The following is a 21891-nucleotide window of genomic DNA, read 5'->3' on the forward strand; positions in this document are numbered from 1 at the left end:
CGGCCTGCCCGACCGCCCGTTGGGGTAGGGTGTGCCCTCGGCTGCGGATGTTCCCAGCCGCGAGCGACCGAGGAGGTGGGACCCATCACCGCAGTGTCAGGCCGGGTGCTCTCACCTCACGACGGCGCGGACCGCCGCCGCTAGACGACCGCGAGAGCGCCCTTCGGCTCCCGAAAGGCTCTCGGCTTCCATGCCCCCACTGTCCCCCTCCGTGTCCTCGTCCTCGTTTCCCTCCTCGTTCCCTTCGTACGACGCCGTCGTCGGCGCGCTGCGCGCGGCCGGGTGCGTCTTCGCCGAGGACGAGGCGGAGCTCATCCTCGCCGCCGCCCAAACACCCGACGAACTCGCCGCCCTGGTGGAGCGCCGCGTCGCGGGTCTCCCCCTGGAACTCGTCGTCGGCTGGGCCGAGTTCCACGGACTGCGCATCGCCGTCGAACCGGGCGTCTTCGTGCCCCGCCGCCGCACCGAGTTCCTCGTCACCCAGGCTCTCGCCCAGGCCCCGCGGGCGTCCGTCGTCGTGGACCTGTGCTGCGGCTCGGGCGCGGTCGGCGCGGCCCTCGCCTCCGCCCTCCGCCGTGTCGAACTGCACGCCGCCGACCTCGACCCGGTCGCGGTGGGCTGCGCCCGCCGCAACGTCGCCGCCCTCGGCGGACAGGTCCACGTGGGCGACCTGTTCGAGGCGCTGCCCGGTCATCTGCGCGGCCGCGTCGACATCCTGGCCGCCAATGTGCCGTACGTCCCCACCGGCGAGGTCCCCCTGCTGCCCGCCGAGGCCCGCGACCACGAGCCCCTCACCGCCCTCGACGGCGGCGCCGACGGCCTCGACGTGCTGCGCCGGGTAGCCGCCGGGGCGGCGCGGTGGCTGGCGCCCGGCGGCTGCCTGCTCGTCGAGACGAGCGAACGTCAGGCGCCGGACGCCGTCGAAGCGTTCACCCGCGGCGGCCTGACGACGCGTGTGGCCGAGGACGAGGAGCTGTACGCCCATGTGGTGATCGGCATCAAGGAAGTCCAGGAGCCCCTGGAAGGGCAGGAGCCCCGGCCGAAGCAGGAGACGGGGGGAGAGCCGGAGGCCGGGGAAGAGCAGGAGCCCTGGGGACAGCAGGAGATCCGGGAACAGCAGGAGACCGGGGGAAGCCGGGAGATCCAGGCGTAGGACTCGGGCCGCGGCGCCGCTGCCCGACGGCTCGGGCGTGCGGTCGCCGCGGTCACCCGTTCCGTGTCCCGGGATACCGGAGCGCCGGTCGCCCGACTCGTTGCCGTCGAAGGCGCCGGACAGGACACGGAAGCCGTCCGCGCGTCGCTGGAACGGGTTCCGGCGATGCAACGCGACCGTGCCGCCGAGGGCGAGGGCGAGGGCGAGGGCGAGGGCGAGGGCGGGGCGAGGACGAGGGCGAGGGCGGGGCGAGGACGAGGGCGAGGGCGGGGCGAGGACGAGGGCGAGGGCGGGGCGAGGACGAGGACGGCCAGGACGAGGACGGCGAGGGCGAGGACGGTCGTCGCGGCGATCACGGCCGTTCACGGGCCGACCGCCGCCACAGCGAGCGCACCGACGCGCGCTCCCGTTCCTCTCCGTCCGGTCCGCCCGACAGCACCTCGGCTTCTTCCGGGGCGTGCATGACCGCCTTGCCGCGCAGGGGAAGTTGCGTACGGCGTACACGTTGCGCACGGCGGGCGGAGGGTTCCGTGCGGTCTCGTCACTCCCGCGCCCGTGCCACGAGCAGCGCGACGTCGTCGTGGTTGTCGGGGTGGTGCAGGGCGCGAAGGAGCAGGTCGCACATCTCCTCCAACGGGCGCGCCGGATCGTCCAGGAGCGCGAGCAGCGCGTCCAGGCGCTCGTCCAGGGAGTGCCGGCGCGTCTCGACCAACCCGTCGGTGTAGAGCACGAGTTGGTCGCCCGGGTCGAAGTCGACGTCGGTCGTGGAGAACTTCACCCCGCCCACGCCCAGCGGTGCGCCGGTGGGCAGGTCGAGCAGCTCCGGCGGCCGCCCCGGGCGTACGCGGGCGGGCGGCAGGTGCCCGGCGTTGGCGATCCGGCACTGGCGCAGGCGCGGGTCGTGGACGGCGTACACGCAGGTGGCGATGGAGTGGTCGAGGCCCGAGGTGATCCGGTCGAGGTGCTCCAGCAGCACGGCCGGGTCGAGGTCCAGGGAGGCCAGGGTGGTGGTCGCGGTGCGCAGCCGGCCCATGGTGGCGGCGGCGTCGATGCCGCTGCCCATGACGTCTCCGACGACGAGCGCGGTCTTGCCCCCGTCCAGCGGGATCACGTCGAACCAGTCGCCGCCCACCTCGGTGGTGGCCCCCGCGGGCTGGTAGCGGGAGGCCACTTCCAGGCCTCCGGTGACCGGGGGGTGGCTCGGCAGCAGGCTGCGCTGCAGGGTGAGGGCCGTGGTGCGTGCGTTCTGGTACCAGCGGGCGTTGTCGATCTGCACGGCCGCGCGGGCGGCCAGCTCGCGGGCGAGCAGCAGGTCGTCCCGCCCGAACGGCTCCGGATTGCGCGTCCGTTTGAGGTCGAGGGCGCCCAGCACCTCGCCCCGGGCGATGAGCGGCACCGCCAGGTAGGAGTGGACCCCCGCCCGCTCCAGCAGCCCGGCGGCTTCGGAGGAGCGGGCGATGCGTGCCAGGTCGTCGTCCTTGACGTGCGTGACCATCACCGGTGTGCCGGTGCGCACGCACTCGGTCACGAGGCGGTCGGGCGCGTAGCGGGTGATCCGTCCGGGTCGATCGGCCGCGTCGAGCGCGTCCGGCCCGTCGGCGGCCCGGACCGCCAGCGCGCGGATCACGGCCGGTTCGGCGGGCCCGAGGCTGCTGCGCCGGCCCGCGACCACCGCGTCGAGCAGGTCCACTGTGGCCACGTCGGCCAGCTCCGGCACGGCGACTTCGGCCAGTTCCCGAGCGGTCTGTTCCAGGTCGAGGGTGGTCCCGATCCGGGTGGAGGCGTCGGCGATCAGGACCACGCGGCGGCGCGCGGCCTCGGCTTCGAGGCCCGCCCGGTACTGCTCGGTGACGTCGACGACGGAGAGGGCCACGCCCAGCACGGTTCCGCGGGAGTCCTCCAGGCGGTACAGCGAGAGCGACCAGGCATGATCCTCGTGGGGGTCGGCGGGCGTGCGGCCGACGGCGGACCGGTCGACGAGCGGCACACCGGTCCGCAGCACCTCACGGGTCGCCGACTCCAGTGCCTCCACGTCCAGCAGCGGGAGCACCTCACTCATCGTCCGGCCCACGTGATCCTCCGCGCGGACGCCGTTGATCCGCTCCAGCGCGGGATTGACCGTGACGTAGCGCAGCTGGGTGTCCAGGACGGCGAAGCCGATGGGGGACTGCGTGACCATCCGCGTCGACAGGGCCACGTCGCGCTCCAGGCGGCGCACCGTGGGCTGGTCGGCGGCCAGGCCCAGGGCGTACACGTCACCCCGGTCGTCCACGAGGCGCATGTTGCGGAACTCCACCAGCCGCGTGCTGCCGTCCTTGCAGAGGATCGGGAAGGCGCCCGCCCAGCTTCGGCCCGTGGACATGACGTCGCTGAAGAGCTTCACGACCAGTTCGAAGTGGCGCTCGTGCACCATCACGTGCGCCGCGTACCGGCCCAGGGCCTCCTGCGCCGAGTAACCGAACAGTTCTTCGGCCTGCGGACTCCACAGCACGATCCGGCCTTCGGTGTCGAGAACCACCGAGGCCACGTTCAGCACGTCCAGCAGGCCGCTGGGCCCTGTCGGCCCGCCGCCCGCGGCCACGCCGTCTGCGCTCATGCCGGGCATCGCCTCCGAAGGCCGACGCGGCACGCCGTCCCCCGTGCCGACTCCGCTCGTTCTACCGCCCACAACCGTTCTCTCCCGCGCCGGGGTCACCGTCTTCCATGCTCCTCCAGTACGGCGCGGCGCGCCGTTCTCCTCATGGTCCACTTGCATCCATTTGCTTGGTCTGTACATGACCACAGACCTCGGACACACTGTCCGCCGAGCGCGCACCCACCCCCCGTCCCAGAGGAGACCCATGCCCCTGCGCCCTGCCCGCAGACGCCGTCGGCCGGTTCGTGCCGCCCGCGCCGCCCTGGTCGCGCTGGTCACCGCGACGGTCACGGCCCTCGGCGCCGCCCCGCCCGCCGCGGCGGCCGACACCTGGACCGAGGTCGGCTCCGACCGCGCCGACCCGCTGACCGAGAGTCAGGGCCTGACCTCGGTCGAGGTCCCGGTCCACAGCGCCAACCGCTACACCGGCATCGGCACCATCCCGATCGGTGTGAGCGTGCGCGGCTGGAACCACGTCGGCGACCCGGACGCCTCCTACGACGGCTACTACATCGAGCCCTACCAGCGGGATTCGGGCACCTCGAAGATGTTCCGGGTGCGCACGCCCGGCGGCGCCTGGTCGGAGTACGTCCACACGCTCGGCTCGGGAGAGGCCCTCAACAACTCCTGGGTGGCGATCGCCCCTGGCGGCCAGTGGATGCTGTCCGGCGAGTGGGGCACCATGACCCGGCTGCTGGTCTTCCCGACCCCGGGGGTCAACCCGGGCACCTCGCCCTCGGCGAACCTGCCGCAGGCGTCCACCGTCCGCCTGGACCGTGCCGTGCGGGACGTGCAGGGCTGCGACTTCACCGGCCCCACCACCCTCCTGTGCTCCTCCGACGACCCCGCGGGCACCCTCTTCGGCATCACCAAGCCTTTGCTGCGGATCGACCTGTCCGCCGAACCGGGCGGAACCGCCGACGTGACCGGCCGCGTCACGGCCCTGCGCCAGCTTCCGCTGCGCAGCTCCTGCTCGGGCACCTTCGAGACGGAGGGCATCGACTACGACCGCCGTACCGGCACCCTGCGGGTGATCGTCCTCTCGCCCGGCTTCTGTGTGCTGACGGACAGCAAGACCTACCGCTTCACCCAGGGATGAGTCCCGTCCCGGGCGGGTGCCCCTCAGGTGGTGCCCGCTCGGGAAAGTGGTGCTTTTCTTGGGATGTGGCGCGGTTCGCGGGGAACCCGCGCTACCGCGCCACCGCCACGAGAGGAGCGATCACGATGGACCGCGAGCGTTCGCACGAGGAGTCCGTCTCCGTCGAGATCAGCGGATGCAACAAGGAAGACGCCCGGATCGTGTTCGACGCGCTGTGCGCCTGCTTCGAGTCGGACCGCGGCCCCGACGAGGTGCCCGAACAGATCCACGAGACCCGCCCGATGGTGTGGCTCGGCACCTTCGAGGTCACCGAGGCGGCGCAGTGCGCGCCTCCGCCCCGGCTCTCCTCCTCCGTCGAGGCCGACGCGCAGGGCGGCTACTGGGCGATCGAGCGGCTCCGCACCACGCTGGACTCCCTGTTCGCGGTGCGCGACCTGTCCTCGGCCTCCGGGGACCAGGAGAGGGAACTGCACGTGCTGCTCGAAAGCCGGTGACCCGAGACGCGGGGCGATGAACCCGGCGCAGGGCGGTGACCTGCGGCACAGACCCCCCGGCTCATTCTGCAACTAGTTGCATAATCCGTGCGCGGCCTCTAGAACTACTGGGGACGACACCGCGCACGGAGGCCTGCCATGAGCCGTTACCCGCACCTGCTGAGCCCGCTCGACCTCGGCTTCACCACGCTGCCCAACCGCGTCCTGATGGGCTCGATGCACGTCGGCCTGGAGGAGGCCGAGCGCGGCTTCGAGCGCATGGCGGAGTTCTACGCCGCCCGGGCGCGCGGGGGAGTGGGGCTCATCGTCACCGGCGGCATCGCGCCCAACGACGAGGGACGGCCGTACGAGGGCGGCGCCAAGCTCACCACCGACGCGGAGGCCGCGCAGCACCGGGCGATCACCGAGGCCGTGCACCGCGAGGGCGGCCGGATCGCGATGCAGATCCTGCACTTCGGCCGGTACGCCTACCACCGGGACCTGGTCGCCCCCAGCCCGCTCCAGGCGCCCATCAGCCCCTTCCCGCCCCGTGAACTCACCGACGCCGACGTCGAGCGGACGATCGACGACTACGCCCGTGCCGCCCGCCTCGCCCGGCAGGCCGGCTACGACGGCGTGGAGATCATGGGCTCCGAGGGCTACCTCATCAACGAGTTCGTCGCCGCGCCGACCAACCACCGCACCGACCGCTGGGGCGGCTCGTACGAGAACCGCATGCGCTTCCCCGTGGAGATCGTCCGGCGCGTGCGCGAGGCGGTCGGCGAGGACTTCATCGTCGTCTACCGGCTCTCCATGCTCGACCTGGTGCCCGGCGGCTCCACCCTCGACGAGGTCGTCACCCTGGCGAAGGCCGTCGAAGAGGCGGGGGCGACGATCATCAACACCGGCATCGGCTGGCACGAGGCCCGCATCCCCACCATCGCCACCTCCGTGCCGCGCGGCGCCTACACCTGGGTGACCAGGAAGCTCATGGGCGCGGTGACCGTCCCGCTCGTCACCACCAACCGCATCAACACTCCCGAGCTCGCCGAGCAGTTGCTCGCCGACGGCCACGCGGACATGGTCTCCATGGCCCGCCCGTTCCTCGCCGACCCGGACTTCGTCGCCAAGGCGTCGGCCGGCACCCCCGAGGCCATCAACACCTGCATCGGCTGCAACCAGGCCTGCCTCGACCACACCTTCAGCGGGCAGATCACCTCCTGCCTGGTCAACCCGCGCGCCTGCCACGAGACCGAGCTGGTGCTCTCCCCGACCCGGCTGCGCAAGCGCGTCGCGGTCGTCGGCGCCGGACCGGCGGGCCTCGCCTGCGCGGTGTCCGCTGCCGAACGCGGCCACCAGGTCACGCTGTTCGACGCCGCGGGCGAGATCGGCGGCCAGCTCAACGTCGCCCGCCGCGTCCCCGGCAAACAGGAGTTCGACGAGACCCTGCGCTACTTCCGCCACCAGCTCGACGCGCACGGCGTGGACGTACGGCTGAACACCCCGGTCGCGGCGGCGGACGTCTCGGGCTACGACGAGGTCGTCGTCGCGACCGGCGTCACCCCGCGCACCCCCGACATCCCCGGCGTCGACCACCCCAGTGTCGTCGGCTACCTGGACGTCCTGCGCGACGGCGTCCCCGTCGGCGACCGCGTCGCCGTCCTGGGCGCCGGCGGCATCGGCTTCGACGTCGCCGAATTCCTCACCGACGGCGGTGACAAGGCGAGCGAGGACCCGGAGACGTACTTCCGGCACTGGGGCGTCGACATGGACTACGCGGCGCCCGGCGGCCTCGCCGCACCCGAGCGGCCCGCCCCGCCGCGCACCGTCCACCTGCTCCAGCGCAAGACCAGCAAGGTCGGTGCGGGCCTCGGCAAGACGACCGGCTGGATCCACCGGACCGAGCTCAAGCACCGGGGCGTCACCATGGTCCCGGGCGCGCGCTACGACCGCATCGACGACGCCGGACTCCACGTCACCGTCGGAGAGGAGAGCACGGTCCTGGAGGTCGACACCATCGTCCTGTGCACCGGCCAGGAACCGCGCCGGGACCTGTACGAGGAACTGGTCGCCGCCGGGGTGAGCGCCCACCTCATCGGCGGCGCCGACGTGGCCGCCGAACTGGACGCCAAGCGCGCCATCAAGCAGGGCACGGAGCTGGCGGCGGCCCTGTAGGCCTCCCGGGTCCCGCCGCACGCGTCCCTAGGATGAGGCCATGTCACTCCCGCACGCGATCCTCACCGCCCTGCTCGAGAAGCCGTCGTCGGGGCTGGATCTGACCCGCCGGTTCGACAAGTCGATCGGCTACTTCTGGTCGGCGACGCACCAGCAGATCTACCGCGAGCTGGGAAGACTGGAGGCCGAGGGCCACATCCGCGCCCTGCCCGCCGAGCAGCCGGCCCGCGGGCAGAAGAAGAGCTACGAGGTCCTGCCCGCGGGCCGTGCCGAACTCGAACGGTGGACGGCCGCGGCGCAGGACCCCAAGCCGCACCGGGACGCGCTCCTGCTGCGGTTGCGCGCCGCCGCCGTCGTCGGCACCGCCGGCCTGGAGGCCGACCTGCGACGCCATCTCGACCTGCACCGACGGCAGTTGGCCGAGTACGAGGAGATCGAGCGGCGCGACTTCCCGCCCGGCAACGACAGCGCGCAGGCCAGGCTGCAGCACTTGGTCCTGCGCGCGGGCATCGAACTGGAGACGTTCTGGATCCAGTGGCTCACCGAGGCCGTGGAGGAACTGCCCGGGCCGGAGGAACTGCCCGGGCCCGGGCCGAGCGAGCACGCCTTCTAGGGACGGCGTCCTGGCGCCCGGCGGCCAGGAGGTCTAGAAACGGTGCGGCTTCGAGCGACGGCGCAGGAACCAGGCGCCCGCGATGACGCCGGTGCCCGCCAGCGCCCCGCCCACCACCATGGTGACCGTGCCGTACTCCCGGACGGCGCCCCCCATGCCGCCCAGGACCCCGCGCGTGGGCGAGGCCGTAGCGGAGATCGTCGGGGTGGACGCGGCCGAGACGATGACCGACTGGGTGCCGGCGGTGCTGCCGTTCGAGCACACGACGATGACCGTGTACGTGCCCGGGCTGACACCCGACCAGGCGGCGGACTGGCTGATGGTCGTGCCCGACAGCGCCACCTGACGTCCCTGGGAGAAGTTGGCCTGGCTGCTGGTGAGCAGCGAAGCGGTGCCCCAGCTTCCGTTGATCTGGGCGCAGGCGCTGGTCACGACGGAGACCGTGGAGCCGGTCGTGCTGACGGAGATGCCCGAGACGCCGGCGGCCGGCTGGGCGGCAACGGTGAGCGGGAGCGCGGCGGCGGCTGCCACGGTCAGTCGGGAGCGGACGAGAAGGCGGGAAGTGCGCATCACATGTCCTCCCGGCGGCACGGTTGGCGGTACATCCCTTGCGCCGCCGAGGATCGGGTACGCCCGTGCTGCCTCAGGGGCAGCCAACGTTCCCCCGGCGCCGCCCGCACTCCGGTCGCACCCGTTCGGGTGACGCGTTGCTCCGGGCGGAGGAACCTCGCCTAAGGCCCCGTCAGCCGGGACTCGTCCTCACCGTCCGCTCCGGTGAGAAGGCGCCCCAGGTCCCGTCGGGCAGCCTCGCCCGCAGCCGGACCCGATGCCCGACCCCGGCCTCCCGCCCCACGTAGAAGCTGTACGAGGCCTTCCCCTGCGGAGGGGTTCCCCCCCACACGAGCGAGGTGGCCGGCTGCCCGTCGACCTGGATCTGGTACTCGGCGACCACGCCGTCCACGCGCGGCGGAACCCAGGCCAGGTCGACGTAGTACGCCCCGTCGGCCCACCGGGCGGACGCCCTGAAATCCGTCGGCGCGGTGTCCCGCCCCTCGTCGGCTCCCGGCGCGGTCGCCAGGCGCACGGGCGGACCGGCGGTCGACAGGTTGCCGGCCGCGTCCCGCGCCCGGACGGTGAAGGAGTAGCGGGTGCCCGGCCGCAGTCCCGTGACGACGGTCGCCGTCTGGTTCCCCCCGACACTGTGGATCTTCGTCCCGCTCTGGTAGACGTCGTACGACACCACCTCGTGGTCGTCCGTGGACGCGGACCACGACAGCTGGACCGCCCGGCTTCCGGCCGCCCGGCCCACGACGCCGACCGGCTCGGTCGGGGCCGTACGGTCCGCCGCGACCGCCGCCGGAGTCGTCGCCCGCACCTCGCGGCTGCGCGGGCCGAGCCGTCCCCGGGCGTCCCGGGCGCGCACGGTGAAGACGTAGGCGGTGGACGGGGTGAGACGGGTCACGTCCAGCATGCGCGCGGGGGCGGGCACGTCCGCGACCTTCGTGGTGCCCCGGTACACCTCGTACGCGCTGACCGAGGGGACCGCGTTCCACATCACGTGCACGCTGGTCGCGCTCCCCGCCTCGGCGGTGACGCCCGTGGGAGCGCCGGGTGCCCGCCCCTCGTCGCCGCCGCCCGGTCCCGCGCAGGCGCAGCACGCCGCCAGCACCCATCCGCACAGCACAACGCGTCGCACGGCTCGCCTCCCGGCTCGGCACGGCGGCAATGGTCCGGACCAATATGGCGCGGTGGCGCGAACACATCAAGAGGGCAGTGGGGGGGGACCCGGCGTTGGTGAACGGTCCGTGCGATTACGTATGCTGAAGCTCCTCACGGCTGAACTCTCCTTGAGGGCTCGGGAGTTCATGCCGGTGGCGCGGGCCGCTGTCGTCGCTGAACCGCGCCGGCGGGGCGGCCGGGCGGCCGGTGCCGAGACGGTCGCCGGCGCGCCCGGCCCCTCTCACACCGCCGCGGGCCGTGGACCGTAGGGCCCCCTCGGGGTGGCCCCGTGGTGCGACCGACACCAGATTGGGCCGGGTGTTCGCTCCTGTCCCCCCCACGAGAGGTCCCCCCCGTCGTGCGTGCCGTCGCCCGGCAGGCTGAGACGGAGGGCGCCGCTGACGCCGGCCGCGACCGCTCTGGCCCTGCTCGTCCCGGCCGCACCCGCCGCCGCCCAGCCGGCCCCCGACGTCCCCCGCAGGCCGGTCCGTCAGCCGCAGGACGACCTGTGGCAGACGGACCGGTCGGCGCTCCGCAACGGTGACGCTCAACGCGGCCCCGCGCGGTCGTCGGGCCCCGCGCCCGGCCGCCGCCGGCGTGGAGGGCGCAACGGCACGGACCTGCCCAGGCGGAAGCGCTCGGCCCGGCCCTCGCCGACGCGTCGGGGGCTGACCCGAGCCGTGCACGGCCGCCCCCGGCCGGCCTGGGCGTGCCCGCCTGCGACGGCGGCTTTGCCTCCGCCTGCGACGGCCCCTCACGTCGCTCGCGAAGGCCGGCCGGAGGCGCCGTCCGATCGGTCGGCCGGCGTGCCGTCAGACCTTTCGGTAGGTGTACGCCTCCGCTGCCGCCGCCTCCACCGCGTCCAGGTCGGCTCCGGCGGCCGCCGTGACGACCGCGGCGACCGCGCCCTCCACGAAGGGCGCGTCCACCAGGCGGGTGCCCTCGGGCAATTCGTCGCCCTCGGCGAGCAGCGCCTTCACGGTGAGCACGGCACTGCCGAGGTCGGTGAGGACGGCGACCCCGGCACCCCGGTCCACCGAGGCCGCGGCGGCGGCGACCAACTCCGCGCTCGTCCCGAGCCCGCCCGCCTCCGTACCGCCCGCCGCGGCGACCGGGACGTCGGTCGCGCCGCCCGCGAGACCCCGCGCCAGCTCGGCGACCGACGCGGCCACCTGCGCGCTGTGCGACACCAGCACGATCCCGACCCGCTGCCCGTCACTCACCGGCCGCCTCCGTCAGGGCCGCGACGAGCAGTGCCGCCGAGGTGGCACCCGGATCCTGGTGCCCGATACTGCGCTCGCCCAGATAGCTCGCCCTGCCCTTGCGGGCCTGAAGGGGCGTCGTGGCGACGGCACCCTGCTCGGCCGCGGTCCGCGCCTGCTCGAACCCGTCGCTCAGGGCGTCCACGGCGGGCACCAGGGCGTCGATCATGGTCTTGTCGCCCGGTGCGGCCCCGCCGAGCTGCATCACCGCGTCCACGCCGGCGCGCAGCGCCACGGCGAGCTGCTCCTCGCTCACCTCCGCCGCGTCTCCGAGCGCCTTCCCGGTCCGGCGCAGCAGCGTCCCGTACAGGGGCCCCGACGCACCGCCGACGGTCGAGATGAGCTGGCGTCCGGCGAGGGCGAGGACGGCTCCCGGTGTAGCGGGCGCCTCCTTCTCCAGGGCGGCGGTGACGGCGCGGAACCCGCGCTGGAGGTTGCTGCCGTGGTCGGCGTCCCCGATGGGCGAATCGAGGGCGGTGAGCCGTTCCGCCTCACGGTCGACGGACGTGGCGGTGACCGTCATCCAACGGCGGAAGAAGTCGGCGTCGAGCACTGGATCTCCTTGCCTGGTAGGTACGTCGGGCGTCGTGGGCGTCCTGCGTGTGCCGCCCTTGTCACATGCCCCAGCGCAGCCCCGGCGTGCTCACCGGCGCGTCCCACAGCCGCAGCAGTTCCTCGTCGATCTGGCACAGGGTCACCGAGGCGCCGGCCATGTCGAGCGACGTCACGTAGTTGCCGACGAGCGTACGGGCGACGGCGACCCCGCGGTCGGCGAGGACCCGCTGCACCTCCGCGTTGAAGCCGTACAGCTCCAGCAGCGGTGTGGCACCCATGCCGTTGACCAGGACGAGGACCGGGTTGCGCGGTGACAGATCCTCCAGGAGGGCGTGGACCGCGAAGTCGGCGATCTCCCCGGAGGTCATCATGGCCCGCCGCTCGCGCCCCGGTTCGCCGTGGATGCCGATGCCCAACTCCAGCTCGCCGGGGGGCAGGTCGAAGGTCGGGCTGCCCTTGGCGGGCGTCGTGCAGGCGCTGAGCGCCACACCGAAGCTGCGCGCGTTCTCGTTGACCTGACGGGCGACCGCCTCGACCCGCTCCAGCGGCTGCCCCTCGTCCGCCGCGGCCCCCGCGATCTTCTCCACGAACAGGGTCGCGCCGGTGCCGCGCCGCCCCGCCGTGTACAGGCTGTCGGTCACCGCGACGTCATCGTTGACCAGCACCTTCGCGATCTGGATGCCCTCGTCCTCGGCCAGCTCCGCCGCCATGTCGAAGTTGAGCACGTCGCCGGTGTAGTTCTTCACGACGAACAGCACGCCGGCCCCGCTGTCGACGGCGGCCGCGGCCCGCAGCATCTGATCGGGGACGGGCGACGTGAAGACCTCGCCCGGACAGGCCGCCGACAGCATCCCGGGCCCCACGAATCCCCCGTGCAACGGCTCGTGGCCCGAGCCGCCCCCCGACACCAGCCCCACCTTCCCGGCCACCGGCGCGTCCCGCCGCACGATCACCCGGTTCTCGACGTCGACGGCCAGGTCGGGGTGGGCGGCGGCCATCCCGCGCAGGGCGTCCGCGACCACGGTCTCGGGGACGTTGATCAGCATCTTCATGGATATCTCCTAAGGGCTCAGCAGATGGGCTTCGACCTGCGTCTTCTGCTGGTGGAGCAGGACGTCGCCGGTTCTCCATCTCGTTCGGTCGGTGGCGGTCGGAGGCGGGTTCTGGAGCGGTACTGATGCCGACGTGCTGCTGACTTCCAGGGTGGGTCGTCAGGGGCTCGGGCGCATCGGACGTGAGCCTGCTGAAACGCTGCTTTCGGCAGTATCGACCTTGTGGCGGAGAAGGTCACGCGGGCGAGCGCGCCCGGGCGTGCCCCGGTCCCGTCGGCACCGCCCGTCGGCCGCGGTGCGGACCGGTCGACGGCGCATCGCTCCGGTGCGGCCCTCCTCGGCACGTGGGACGGTGGGAGCGGGGCTCGCCCCCTGGCCGAGCCGGCGCTGCAGCACGTGCAGGGCGCCGTGAGGCTGCACGGCACTCAACGGAATCTGCCGTCCAGGAGGCTGAAGAATGGGCGAGATGATCAACGCCGACGGTGTCGGCCTCTGGGTCGAGCGTCAGGGCAAGGGGCCCGACGTCCTGCTCATCGCGGGGCTCGGCGATCCGGCCGAGGCGTGGCAGTCACAGCTCGACGGGCTCGCGGACCGCTATCGGCTCACCGCCTTCGACAACCGCGGAGCCGGGCGCACGGCGCTGCCCGAGGGACTTCTCTCGGTGCCCCGCATGGCCGACGACGCCGCCGCACTGCTGGGTGCACTCGACGTCCCGAACGCCCACGTCGCCGGTTTCTCGGGGGGCAGCTTCATCGCACAGGAGCTGGCGCTGCGCCATCCCCGGCTCGTGCGGAGTCTCGTCCTGACGAGCACCTGCGCCCGCCCGGACGCCTACTTCCTCTCCATGACGCGCTTCTGGAACTGGATGGTCGAGCGCGCCCCGGACGAGCGGGCCATGCTCGAGGCGTTCTACCTGTGGATCTACACGCCGCGCGCCCATGCGGACGGCACGGTCGACCGGATGATCGAGGAAGCACTGGCCTTCCCGCACCCGCAGTCGGTCGAGGCCTTCCAACGCCAACTCGCCGCTTTCCTCAGCCACGACACCCTCGACCGTCTGGGCCGGATCACCGCGCCGACACTGGTCCTGGCCGGCGAGAACGACATCGCCACGCCACCGCGCCTCGGTCGCGTGGTCGCCGAGAGGATCCCCGGAGCCCGGTTCGCCGTACTGCCCGGAGAGGCCCATCAGCCCTTCCAGGAAGTCCCGGACCTGTTCAACGACCGCGTCGACGCCTTCTGGCGCGAGGTCGAGGCACAAGGCTGAGCAGCCGTCCACGGCGAAGCAGCGACGGATCCCCGCCGCACCGCGCCGGGCAGGGGCGACGGTGCGGCCTCGTCGACCGGTGCCGCACGGTCGCCCGAAACGATCCGGTGGTGACGAACGGCGTCCCGGGCGGGCCGCCCGCTCATCGGCCCGCAACCGGGCATCCGCCCCGTCGCGGCGGGCCACCGCTCCTGGCACACCAGTCAGGTCTTCCACGGCAGCCCGCGCCCGGTCCCGGCCGCGTGACCGGTCCCAGCCGTGTGACCGGCCCCGGCCGCGGGGTGCGGCCGGGGCGGACGGTGGAACGCCGGGCCGCGGGGCTACCGGCCGACCGGTGATCCGTTATCGGAATTCGTCCTGAGGATGAAGAGTTGCTGGGTCGCCCGGGTCATGGCCACATAGCGGTCGACCGCTCCTTCGACACCCGTGCCGAACTCCTCCGGGTCGACGAGGACCACCAGGTCGAACTCGAGCCCCTTCGACAGTTCGGGGGTCAGGGACCGCACACGGGACCTCGTACGGAAGGAGGGGGCGCCGATGACGCAGGCGGTCCCTTCCGCGTGCGCGGCGAGCCAGGTGTCGAGGACGGAATCGAGATCCGCGACGCTTCCGTGGACGACCGGGACGCCGCCGCTGCGGATGGAGGTCGGCACGTTGGCGTCCGGGAGCGCGGCCCGGATGACCGGCTCGGCCTCCGCCATGATTTCCTCCGGCGTCCGGTAGTTGATGGTCAGGGAGGCGAGGCCGATCCGGTCGAGCCCCACCCGCTCCAGGCGTTCCTGCCACGTCTCCGTGAACCCGTGCCTGGCCTGGGCGCGGTCACCGACGATGGTGAAACTCCGGGACGGGCAGCGGAGCAGCAGCATCCGCCATTCCGCGTCGGTCAGTTCCTGAGCCTCGTCGACGACGATGTGGGCGAAGGGACCGGCGAGCAGATCCGGGTCGGCGGTGGGCAGTTCGGACTCGTCGACCAGGCTGACCTGGGCGTCCTTGCCGCGCAGCATCGTCACCAGACCTTCGCCGTCGTCACCGTCGGCGCCGGAGTCGGCTGCGGCCTCGATCAGGTTGTCGACGACCTGGGCCATCCGCTCGCGCTGGGCGGCGAGGACGGCCCGGTGCCGGCGCTTGCGCCGGGCCGCCTCCGGGTCGCCGAGCCGCTGCCGTGCCGCGTCCAGGAGCGGCAGGTCGGACACCGTCCAGGCCTGGGCGTCCTCGCGCTGCAGCTTCCGCACGTCGTCGGGGCCGAGCCAGGGAGCGCACAACCGCAGGTAGGCGGGTACCGACCACAAGTCCCCGACGAGGTCGGTCGCTTCGAGCAGCGGCCATGCGCGGTTGAGGGTCGTGTTCAGCTCCTTGTCCTGCATCAGTGCCCGCCGGAACAGGTCGGGCGGGACGTCGCCCTCGTACTTGTCCATCAGGATGGTGAGCAGCTTCTCCCAGATCTGGTCGCGCGCTTCGTTGTGCGGCGTACCCGGTTCCGGTGCCTCGAAGGCCTCGGCCCAGTCCTCGGCGGTCAGCCGGATGTCGGACCAGTCGATCGTGACCGTCATCCCCTCGGTGGGTGGCTCTTCGTAGAACCTGACGGCCGTCTCGATCGCCTTCACCATGTGCGCGGACGACTTGAGGCGGGCCACGTCGGGGTCGGTCTCGACCGCCGCCGTGGACCCCTCGGGGACGAGGTCCCGCAGGGTGCAGGTCTGCACGCCCTCCTCGCCGAGGCTGGGGAGGACGTCGGCGACGTAGTCCAGGTAGGGCCGGTGCGGACCGACGAACAGCACGCCGCCCCGGCGGTGACCGAGGCGAGGGTCGGAGTAGAGGAGGTGGGCGGTGCGGTGGAGGGCGACGACGGTCTTCCCCGTGCCCGGACCGCCGTCGACGACGAGAGCGCCGCGGGATCCCGCCCGGATGATGGCGTCCTGGTCGGCCTGGATGGTGGCGAGCACGTCCCGCATCCGTGGTGACCGGTTGCCGCCCAGACTGGCGATGAAGGCGGACTGGTCGTCGAGCGCGGCATGCCCTTCGAGCCCGTCGGCGCTGAACACCTCGTCCCAGTAGTCGCTGATCCGGCCGCGGGTCCAGCGGTATCTGCGGCGGCTCACCAGCCCCATCGGGTCGGCGTGGGTCGCCGCGAAGAACGGTTCGGCCGCGGGCGAGCGCCAGTCGATCAGCAGCCGGCGCCCCTCGCTGTCGGTGAGGCCGAGACGTCCGATGTAGACGGGCTCGGGGTCGTCCGCGCTGACGATGCGTCCGAGACACAGATCCAGTCCGAACCGGCGCAGAGTGCGCAGGCGACCGGCCAGCCGGTGGATCTCCATGTCCCGGTCCATCGCCTGCCGGCCGATGCCGCCGGGCTCCTTGAGTGCGGCGTCGAGGCGTTCGGACAGTTCGGAGATCGCCTGCTCGAGGCTCTGAGCGATGGCCGCGAAGTGCTGTTCGTCGCCGGCGATCAGCGCCGGGTCGGCCTTGGGGGAGAGGTGGTCGGAAAGGTCGAACGCGCTGGTGGTCAAGGGGGTCATCGTCACCGGCTCCCGTCCGAGGTCACTCCCGCGAAGTCCGGCGGCGCACACACCCACGCCCCGGCACCGAACACCCGCACCCGCACCCGCAGCGCGAGCTGCACCACCGACTCGACGTCACCGCACGACCCATCAACCGACAACACCACACGCACTTCGTGAATCTCCCATTTCCGCAGGTTCTGGCCTCGGCCAGTGATTCTGCGGTACGACGGGGGCCTTGCCGCAAGCCCCCCGGTGCGCTATACGTTGAGAGTGGCGAGAGGTGGGGTGTCATCTCCCCCGTCACCATCCGCGGACGGCAGCGCCGTCCGCCCAGGGAAATCCCCACGCACCGAACCCAATTCAGCTCCTCAGCGGACGCCGCGACGCGGCACGTGCCGTGAGGGCGGCATGCGAAGGCCCGGCCGCGCACGGGCGCGAGCCGGGCCGGTCGGTGGGAACTTCAGCAGGACTCGCCGAACTTGACCGCGGTGAACGTCACGGGCCGGCCGTCGATCTCGGAGCCGGCCGCGGGAGTCTGGCCGCACACCTTCCAGTTGGACTCGAGGAGCACCATGCGGTCGTCCCCGGACGCGTCCTTGACGGTGATGCTGGTGCTGTCGTCCAGGGCCTGGCGGGCGACCTTGACGGACTTGCCCACGAAGTCGGGCATGGTGGCTCCGGCCTCCGCGACGGTGCCCGCGTCCTTCGCGGGGCACTCCTCCTCGAGCTTGACCGTGCCGAAGTCCACCTTCGTGTCCGTGGGGTGGGCGCCGGCCGCCGGGGTCTGCGAACAGACCTTCCAGTTGCGGTCGAGGACCTGCATACGGCCGCGACCGAGTGCGTCGTGCGAGGTCAGGTAGAAGAAGCCCGCGGCTTGGGCCTGGTCCTGGGCGGACTGGAGGCCCTTGCCCTTCATGTCGGGGAGGGTCGCGGTCTCGGCGTCGTCCTTCTTCGCCGTGTCCGTGCCCGTGTCGGTGTCCGTCTCCTGGGCGGCGGCCGGGGCGCTGCTGGTCGCGACCGAGGTGCCCTTGTCGTCGCCCTTGACGCCGGGTTCGGCGGAGGCGGTGTTGCTGCTGTCGGCCTTGGTGTCGTCGCCGCTGCCGACGATGGCGCCGATGATGGTGACGACGACGAAGAAGGCGACGATGCCGAGACAGCCCAGACCGACGATTTTGCCGGCGGAGGTCCTCTTCGGTGCGGGGGGCGGAGGGCCCCATCCCGGCTGCTGGGACGTTCCGAATCCGGGCTGGTGGTGCTGGCTCATGGTCTCCCCGAGGCGTGAACGGTCGATCTGTAGGTGTACGACACATGTAGATGTCGTTCGGTTGTGGTGATGGGGGAAGGAATTTCACCCTCGGGCAGGCGGAGGCCCGGCCGCTCCGTGACGTGCGACCGGGCCGGGTCTCGGGCGGGGAGCCCGTCGGAAGCAGTCCCCGAGCGCCGGGGTCCTCTCAGCCCCGGCGCCGCTTCGCGCCGTCCCGCAGTTCCTGGCGCAGCCGCTCGGGGGCCCAGTCCTCGACCACCGCCCGCCGGACGGTGTCCGCCTGGGAGGGCGGTGCGAGGCCGTCCACCGGTGGGTCGAGGTCCAGGTCGGTGGGGAAGGCGTAACCCTCGGCGGTGGCGGCGATCACCCGGCGCAGCCAGTCCTCCGAGGCACCGTCCGCCTTGCGGCGCAGCAGGACCGGGAAGAGTGCGTTCGTCATCGCCTCACGGTCCACCGTCTCCATGGCGCGACCGAAGGCGGAGGAGATCTGGAGGAGGTTGGCCATGCGCCGGATGCCGGTCGAGCGGTTGTGGCCGGCGGCGTGGAAGAGCGCCGGGTTGAAGAACACCGCGTCGCCCTTGTCCAGGGGGAGTTGCACGTGATGGGCGTCGAAGTACTCGACGAACTCCGGCAGTCGCCACGCGAGATAGCCGGGCCCGTACTTCTGCGAGTGCGGCAGGTACAGCGTCGGCCCGGTCTCGACGGGCATGTCGCAGTGGGCCACCGCGCCCTGGAGGGTCAGCACGGGGGAGAGGCGGTGGACGTGGGCCGGGTACGCGGCGGCGCGCTCCTGGGAGAGGAAACCGAGGTGGTAGTCGCGGTGCGGGCTCTGTGCGGCCCCGCCCGGATTGACGACGTTGACCTGTGAGGTCACCTGGTAGGCGGGGCCCAGCCAGGCCTCGGCGATCAGGGCCAGCATGTCGTTGGCGTAGTAGTCGGCGAACACCTCGGGCGCGCGGACGGCCAGTTTCTCAAGGGCGTTCCAGACACGGTCGTTGGCGCCGGGCTTGGCGAAGTGGTCGCCGCGGGCGGAGCCGCTCGCGCGCTCCTCCTCGATCAGCGCGTCGAAGGCCTCGGACGTCCGGTCCACGACGGACGTGTCGGTGAAGGCGCCCTTGAGGACCACGACGCCGGGTCCGTCGAGCAGCACCCGGACCAGTTCGCTCTGTACGGTCCGGCGGCCCTCGGCGGTGGCCGTGAGGCCACGGAGCCGGTCGCTGTCGTAGAGCGGCACGTTCCGCTCCACCCGTTCGGCCGAGGGGTGGTCGGCCGCGTCGGTCTCCTGCTCGACGAACGAGCGGAACGCGTCGAGACGGCAGTCGGCCTCGGTCAGCCACGTGCGGGTTCCTGCGTCTGTGGAGGACATCCCGGTCCTTTCGCGGTGCTTGCCTTTCTGTCAGTCTTGGGAACCCGAATCCATCATTCAAGCCTCAGCAGTACATCAAAAGTCCATCACCATCTCGAGGGGCCAGTCATGCGCCACCCCTATCCGATCAGGGAGATCGCGCGTCAGGCCGGGCTGAGCACGGCCACCGTGGACCGCGTGCTCCACAACCGGGGCAACGTGCGGGAGAGCACGATCAGGGAGGTGCGTGAAGCCATCACGGCCCTGGACCGCCAGCGGACCCAGGTCCGTATCGGCGGCCGCACCTTCATGATCGACATCGTGATGCAGGCACCGGAACGGTTCTCCACCGCCGTCCGGGAAGCCCTCGAGGCCGAACTGCCCTCTCTTCATCCGGCCGTCGTGCGCTCGCGCTTCCACTTCCGCGAGAGCTGCCCTCCCGGCGAACTGGTCGGCGTACTCGACAAGATCGCCAAGCGCGGCTCGCAAGGCGTGATCCTCAAGGCCCCCGACGTGCCGGAGATCGCGGCAGCCGTCGGACGACTGGTCCAGGCCGGCGTTCCCGTCGTCACCCTGGTGACCGACCTGCCCCTCAGCGCGCGCCGGGCGTACATCGGCATCGACAACCGCGCGGCGGGCGCCACCGCCGCCTACCTCCTCCAGCAGTGGCTCGGCGACCGGCCGGGCAACGTGCTCACCACGATCAGCCGGAGCTCCTTCCGCGGCGAGGAGGAGCGCGAGATGGGTTTCCGCAGCGCGATGCGCCTCGCGGACCCGAAGCGCTCTGTGGTGGAGGTCACCGACAGCGACGGCCTGGACGCCACCCAGCGGGACCTGGTGCTCGAGGCGCTGGAACGGGACGGGGACATCGTCGCGGTCTACTCCATGGGCGGGGGCAACCTCGCCACCCTGGAGGCGTTCGCCGCCCTCGGAAGGCCGTGCGCCGTGTTCGTCGCGCACGACCTCGACCACGACAACACGCGGCTGCTGCGGGACCGCCGCATCTCCGCGGTGCTCCACCACGACCTGCGCCAGGACGTGCGCCGTGCCTGCCAGACCGTCATGCGGGCCCACAAGGCGCTGCCCGACGACGGGCCCGCTCTTCCCTCGGCGATCCAGGTGGTCACGCCGTTCAACCTGCCCCCCGACGTCCCCCCGCCGCCGTCGGGGTGACGGTTCGGCAGGCCCCCCAAGACCGGCGGTCGGGGGCGGGCGGGACCCGGCCGGCACAGGACCGCCGTCGGGAGGTCGTCGGGTGGCCGCCGCCGGCGACGACGCCTTCCGCCACCGGGGGTGCTGGGACCGGGTTCGGCTGACCGGCCCTCTCCCTGCCACCGGTCGCCGGACGAGGCCCACTCCCTCCGGGCCTCGCGGGTCTGGACGGGCGGGCGGGTGATCGACATGATGGGAGCGCTCCCAGATCTCTGCCGGAAACCTCCGCCGTATCTCCCGCCCGAAAGTGTGCCGCCACCATGCAGAGTCACACCAAGCGCCGCATCTCTCCCGCCGAACTCGACGCCCTGCTGCGCACCTCCGTCGGCATCGGATGCCGTACGGAGGCCGAGCTGACCGACGGGTGGTTCAACACCGCCTACCGGGTCCTGCTCGACGACGGCGAGCCCGCCGTCGTCAAACTCGCCCCGCCGCCCAGCGCGGAGGTCCTGCGGTACGAACGCGGCATCCTGGCGACGGAAGTCATGGTGTACCGGCGGATCGCGGCCCTGCCCGGCGGCGGTGTGCCGACGCCCGCCCTGCTGTACGCGGGGGAGGAGTTCCTCGCGGTCTCCGTCCTGGAGGGCACGCCGTGGGACAGGGCGGCCGAGCGCCTGTCGCCCGCCGCTCACACCGCCTTGCGCCGTGAACTGGGCGCGGTCACCGCACGGTTGCACACGCTGGCGCCGGACGACGGCCGGTTCGGCTACCCGGCCGCCGCGTCCGCACTGTCCGCCCCCGACTGGCGCACGGCCTTCACCGCCATGGTGGACGCGCTCCTGGACGACGCCGAGCGCTGGCGGTCCCCGCTCGGCGTGCGGCCCGAGGACATACGCGCGTGGGTGGCCGAGGGCGGGTACGCCCTCGACGAGGTCACCGAACCCCGGCTGGTCCACTTCGACCTGTGGCCCGGCAACATCTTCGTCGACGTCACCGAAGACGGGAAGCGGGCCCGGATCGCCGGACTCATCGACCACGAGCGGGCGTTCTGGGGCGACCCGGCCGCCGAACTGGTGTCGCTGGCCTTCGGCGGCGACACCGGCCCGGACAGCGACCTCGTCGCCGGGTACACCGAGGCAGGCGGCACTCTCGACTTCAGCCCCGCCTTCCGGCACCGACTGGCCCTCTACCACCTGTACCTGGGCCTCCTGCTCGTCATCGAGTGCGGCCCCCGCGGATACGACGCCGCACACCGCGAGAACTGCCGCCGCACCCTTGCCGACACCGTGAGCCGGCTCCGCGCGCTGGGGTGACCCGGTCCGGCGACGGGCCCGGCCGGCCCCACCCGTCGACACGCCACGAGCCGGGCGTCAACCGCTGGCCGCCGAGACCGATCTCGACACCGCGCGCCCCCAACCGAGCCGATTTCAGCGGATCAGCCCTCCGTCGATCACCGGGGGCGGTCGTCCAGGCGGGCCAGACCGGCGCCGATCTCCGCGCGGCTGTGGGGGCGTCGACCGAGGCGAGGAACCCCTCGGTGACGACCAGGAAGAGACGCCGGTTGGAGTCGTCGGCGGTGGCCCCCACGAAGGCGCCGGGCCAGTCGGTGGTCCGCGCGCGAACGGC

16 protein-coding genes and 2 pseudogenes are annotated in these 21891 nt (G+C 72.6%); 9 read left to right on the forward strand and 9 right to left on the reverse strand.

Annotation, left to right across the window (positions count from 1 at the left end; all coding sequences use genetic code 11):
- Positions 1-190 precede the first annotated feature (190 nt).
- A pseudogene (locus ACIHAR_RS00265) lies at positions 191-1003 on the forward strand (putative protein N(5)-glutamine methyltransferase); the annotation flags it as partial.
- A 691-nt stretch (positions 1004-1694) separates the two neighbouring features.
- On the opposite strand, the gene ACIHAR_RS00270 reads toward ACIHAR_RS00265, so the two are convergent.
- Positions 1695-3749 (reverse strand): SpoIIE family protein phosphatase, encoded by a 2055-nt coding sequence (locus tag ACIHAR_RS00270; protein WP_400015504.1) that lies wholly within the window; start codon positions 3747-3749, stop codon positions 1695-1697.
- A 244-nt stretch (positions 3750-3993) separates the two neighbouring features.
- Between ACIHAR_RS00270 and ACIHAR_RS00275 the strand changes: the two genes are divergently transcribed.
- The 4 genes from ACIHAR_RS00275 (at position 3994) to ACIHAR_RS00290 (ending at position 8148) form a co-directional block, all read left to right on the forward strand.
- The gene (locus tag ACIHAR_RS00275; protein WP_400015506.1) at positions 3994-4887 is read left to right on the forward strand and encodes a hypothetical protein; all 894 of its coding nucleotides are present in this window, start codon (positions 3994-3996) and stop codon (positions 4885-4887) included.
- 125 nt (positions 4888-5012) lie between these two features.
- Positions 5013-5381: a hypothetical protein gene (locus tag ACIHAR_RS00280; RefSeq protein ID WP_365456713.1), complete on the forward strand. Its 369-nt coding sequence runs from the start codon at positions 5013-5015 to the stop codon at positions 5379-5381.
- Positions 5382-5519: 138 nt separating this feature from the next.
- Positions 5520-7535, forward strand: coding sequence for an FAD-dependent oxidoreductase (locus ACIHAR_RS00285; protein WP_400015507.1), 2016 nt, complete (start codon positions 5520-5522; stop codon positions 7533-7535).
- A 40-nt stretch (positions 7536-7575) separates the two neighbouring features.
- The gene (locus ACIHAR_RS00290; RefSeq protein ID WP_365456707.1) at positions 7576-8148 is read left to right on the forward strand and encodes a PadR family transcriptional regulator; all 573 of its coding nucleotides are present in this window, start codon (positions 7576-7578) and stop codon (positions 8146-8148) included.
- Positions 8149-8181: 33 nt separating this feature from the next.
- On the opposite strand, the gene ACIHAR_RS00295 is transcribed toward ACIHAR_RS00290, so the two are convergent.
- The 5 genes from ACIHAR_RS00295 to dhaK form a co-directional block, all read right to left on the reverse strand.
- On the reverse strand, positions 8182-8718 hold the full coding sequence (locus ACIHAR_RS00295; RefSeq protein ID WP_365456704.1) for a hypothetical protein: 537 nt from the start codon (positions 8716-8718) through the stop codon (positions 8182-8184).
- A 172-nt stretch (positions 8719-8890) separates the two neighbouring features.
- On the reverse strand, positions 8891-9844 hold the full coding sequence (locus tag ACIHAR_RS00300; RefSeq protein WP_400015509.1) for a fibronectin type III domain-containing protein: 954 nt from the start codon (positions 9842-9844) through the stop codon (positions 8891-8893).
- Between the two features lie 835 nt (positions 9845-10679).
- A complete protein-coding gene (locus ACIHAR_RS00305) occupies positions 10680-11090 on the reverse strand; it encodes a PTS fructose transporter subunit IIA (RefSeq protein ID WP_365456701.1) in 411 nt (136 codons plus the stop codon).
- Positions 11083-11682: a dihydroxyacetone kinase subunit DhaL gene (gene dhaL / locus ACIHAR_RS00310; protein ID WP_365456698.1), complete on the reverse strand. Its 600-nt coding sequence runs from the start codon at positions 11680-11682 to the stop codon at positions 11083-11085. Before dhaL ends, ACIHAR_RS00305 begins: the two co-directional genes overlap by 8 nt.
- A 61-nt stretch (positions 11683-11743) precedes the next feature.
- Positions 11744-12736: a dihydroxyacetone kinase subunit DhaK gene (gene dhaK, locus ACIHAR_RS00315; RefSeq protein WP_365456695.1), complete on the reverse strand. Its 993-nt coding sequence runs from the start codon at positions 12734-12736 to the stop codon at positions 11744-11746.
- A gap of 457 nt (positions 12737-13193) precedes the next feature.
- Here dhaK and ACIHAR_RS00320 point away from each other — a divergent pair, with 457 nt between their 5' ends.
- Complete coding sequence (locus ACIHAR_RS00320; RefSeq protein ID WP_400015511.1) at positions 13194-14003, forward strand: alpha/beta fold hydrolase; 810 nt, start codon at positions 13194-13196, stop codon at positions 14001-14003.
- A 129-nt stretch (positions 14004-14132) separates the two neighbouring features.
- Positions 14133-14249: pseudogene (locus tag ACIHAR_RS00325) on the forward strand (restriction endonuclease); the annotation flags it as partial.
- A gap of 74 nt (positions 14250-14323) precedes the next feature.
- Here the strand turns inward: ACIHAR_RS00325 and helR are convergent.
- The 3 genes from helR to ACIHAR_RS00340 all read right to left on the reverse strand — a co-directional run bounded on the left by helR (position 14324) and on the right by ACIHAR_RS00340 (position 19134).
- Complete coding sequence (gene helR, locus ACIHAR_RS00330) at positions 14324-16519, reverse strand: RNA polymerase recycling motor ATPase HelR (protein WP_400015513.1); 2196 nt, start codon at positions 16517-16519, stop codon at positions 14324-14326.
- Between the two features lie 445 nt (positions 16520-16964).
- Positions 16965-17768: a hypothetical protein gene (locus ACIHAR_RS00335; RefSeq protein WP_400015515.1), complete on the reverse strand. Its 804-nt coding sequence runs from the start codon at positions 17766-17768 to the stop codon at positions 16965-16967.
- Between the two features lie 187 nt (positions 17769-17955).
- The gene (locus ACIHAR_RS00340) at positions 17956-19134 is read right to left on the reverse strand and encodes a phytanoyl-CoA dioxygenase family protein (RefSeq protein WP_400015517.1); all 1179 of its coding nucleotides are present in this window, start codon (positions 19132-19134) and stop codon (positions 17956-17958) included.
- A 108-nt stretch (positions 19135-19242) separates the two neighbouring features.
- On the opposite strand from ACIHAR_RS00340, the gene ACIHAR_RS00345 reads away from it, so the two are divergent.
- Entirely contained in the window at positions 19243-20286 is a 1044-nt protein-coding gene (locus ACIHAR_RS00345; protein ID WP_400015519.1) for a LacI family DNA-binding transcriptional regulator, read from the forward strand.
- Positions 20287-20585: 299 nt separating this feature from the next.
- Positions 20586-21578: an aminoglycoside phosphotransferase family protein gene (locus ACIHAR_RS00350; RefSeq protein WP_365456677.1), complete on the forward strand. Its 993-nt coding sequence runs from the start codon at positions 20586-20588 to the stop codon at positions 21576-21578.
- The last annotated feature ends 313 nt before the right edge of the window (positions 21579-21891 follow it).

This window comes from Streptomyces sp. NPDC052016 (genome assembly GCF_044548445.1).
Classification (GTDB): domain Bacteria; phylum Actinomycetota; class Actinomycetes; order Streptomycetales; family Streptomycetaceae; genus Streptomyces.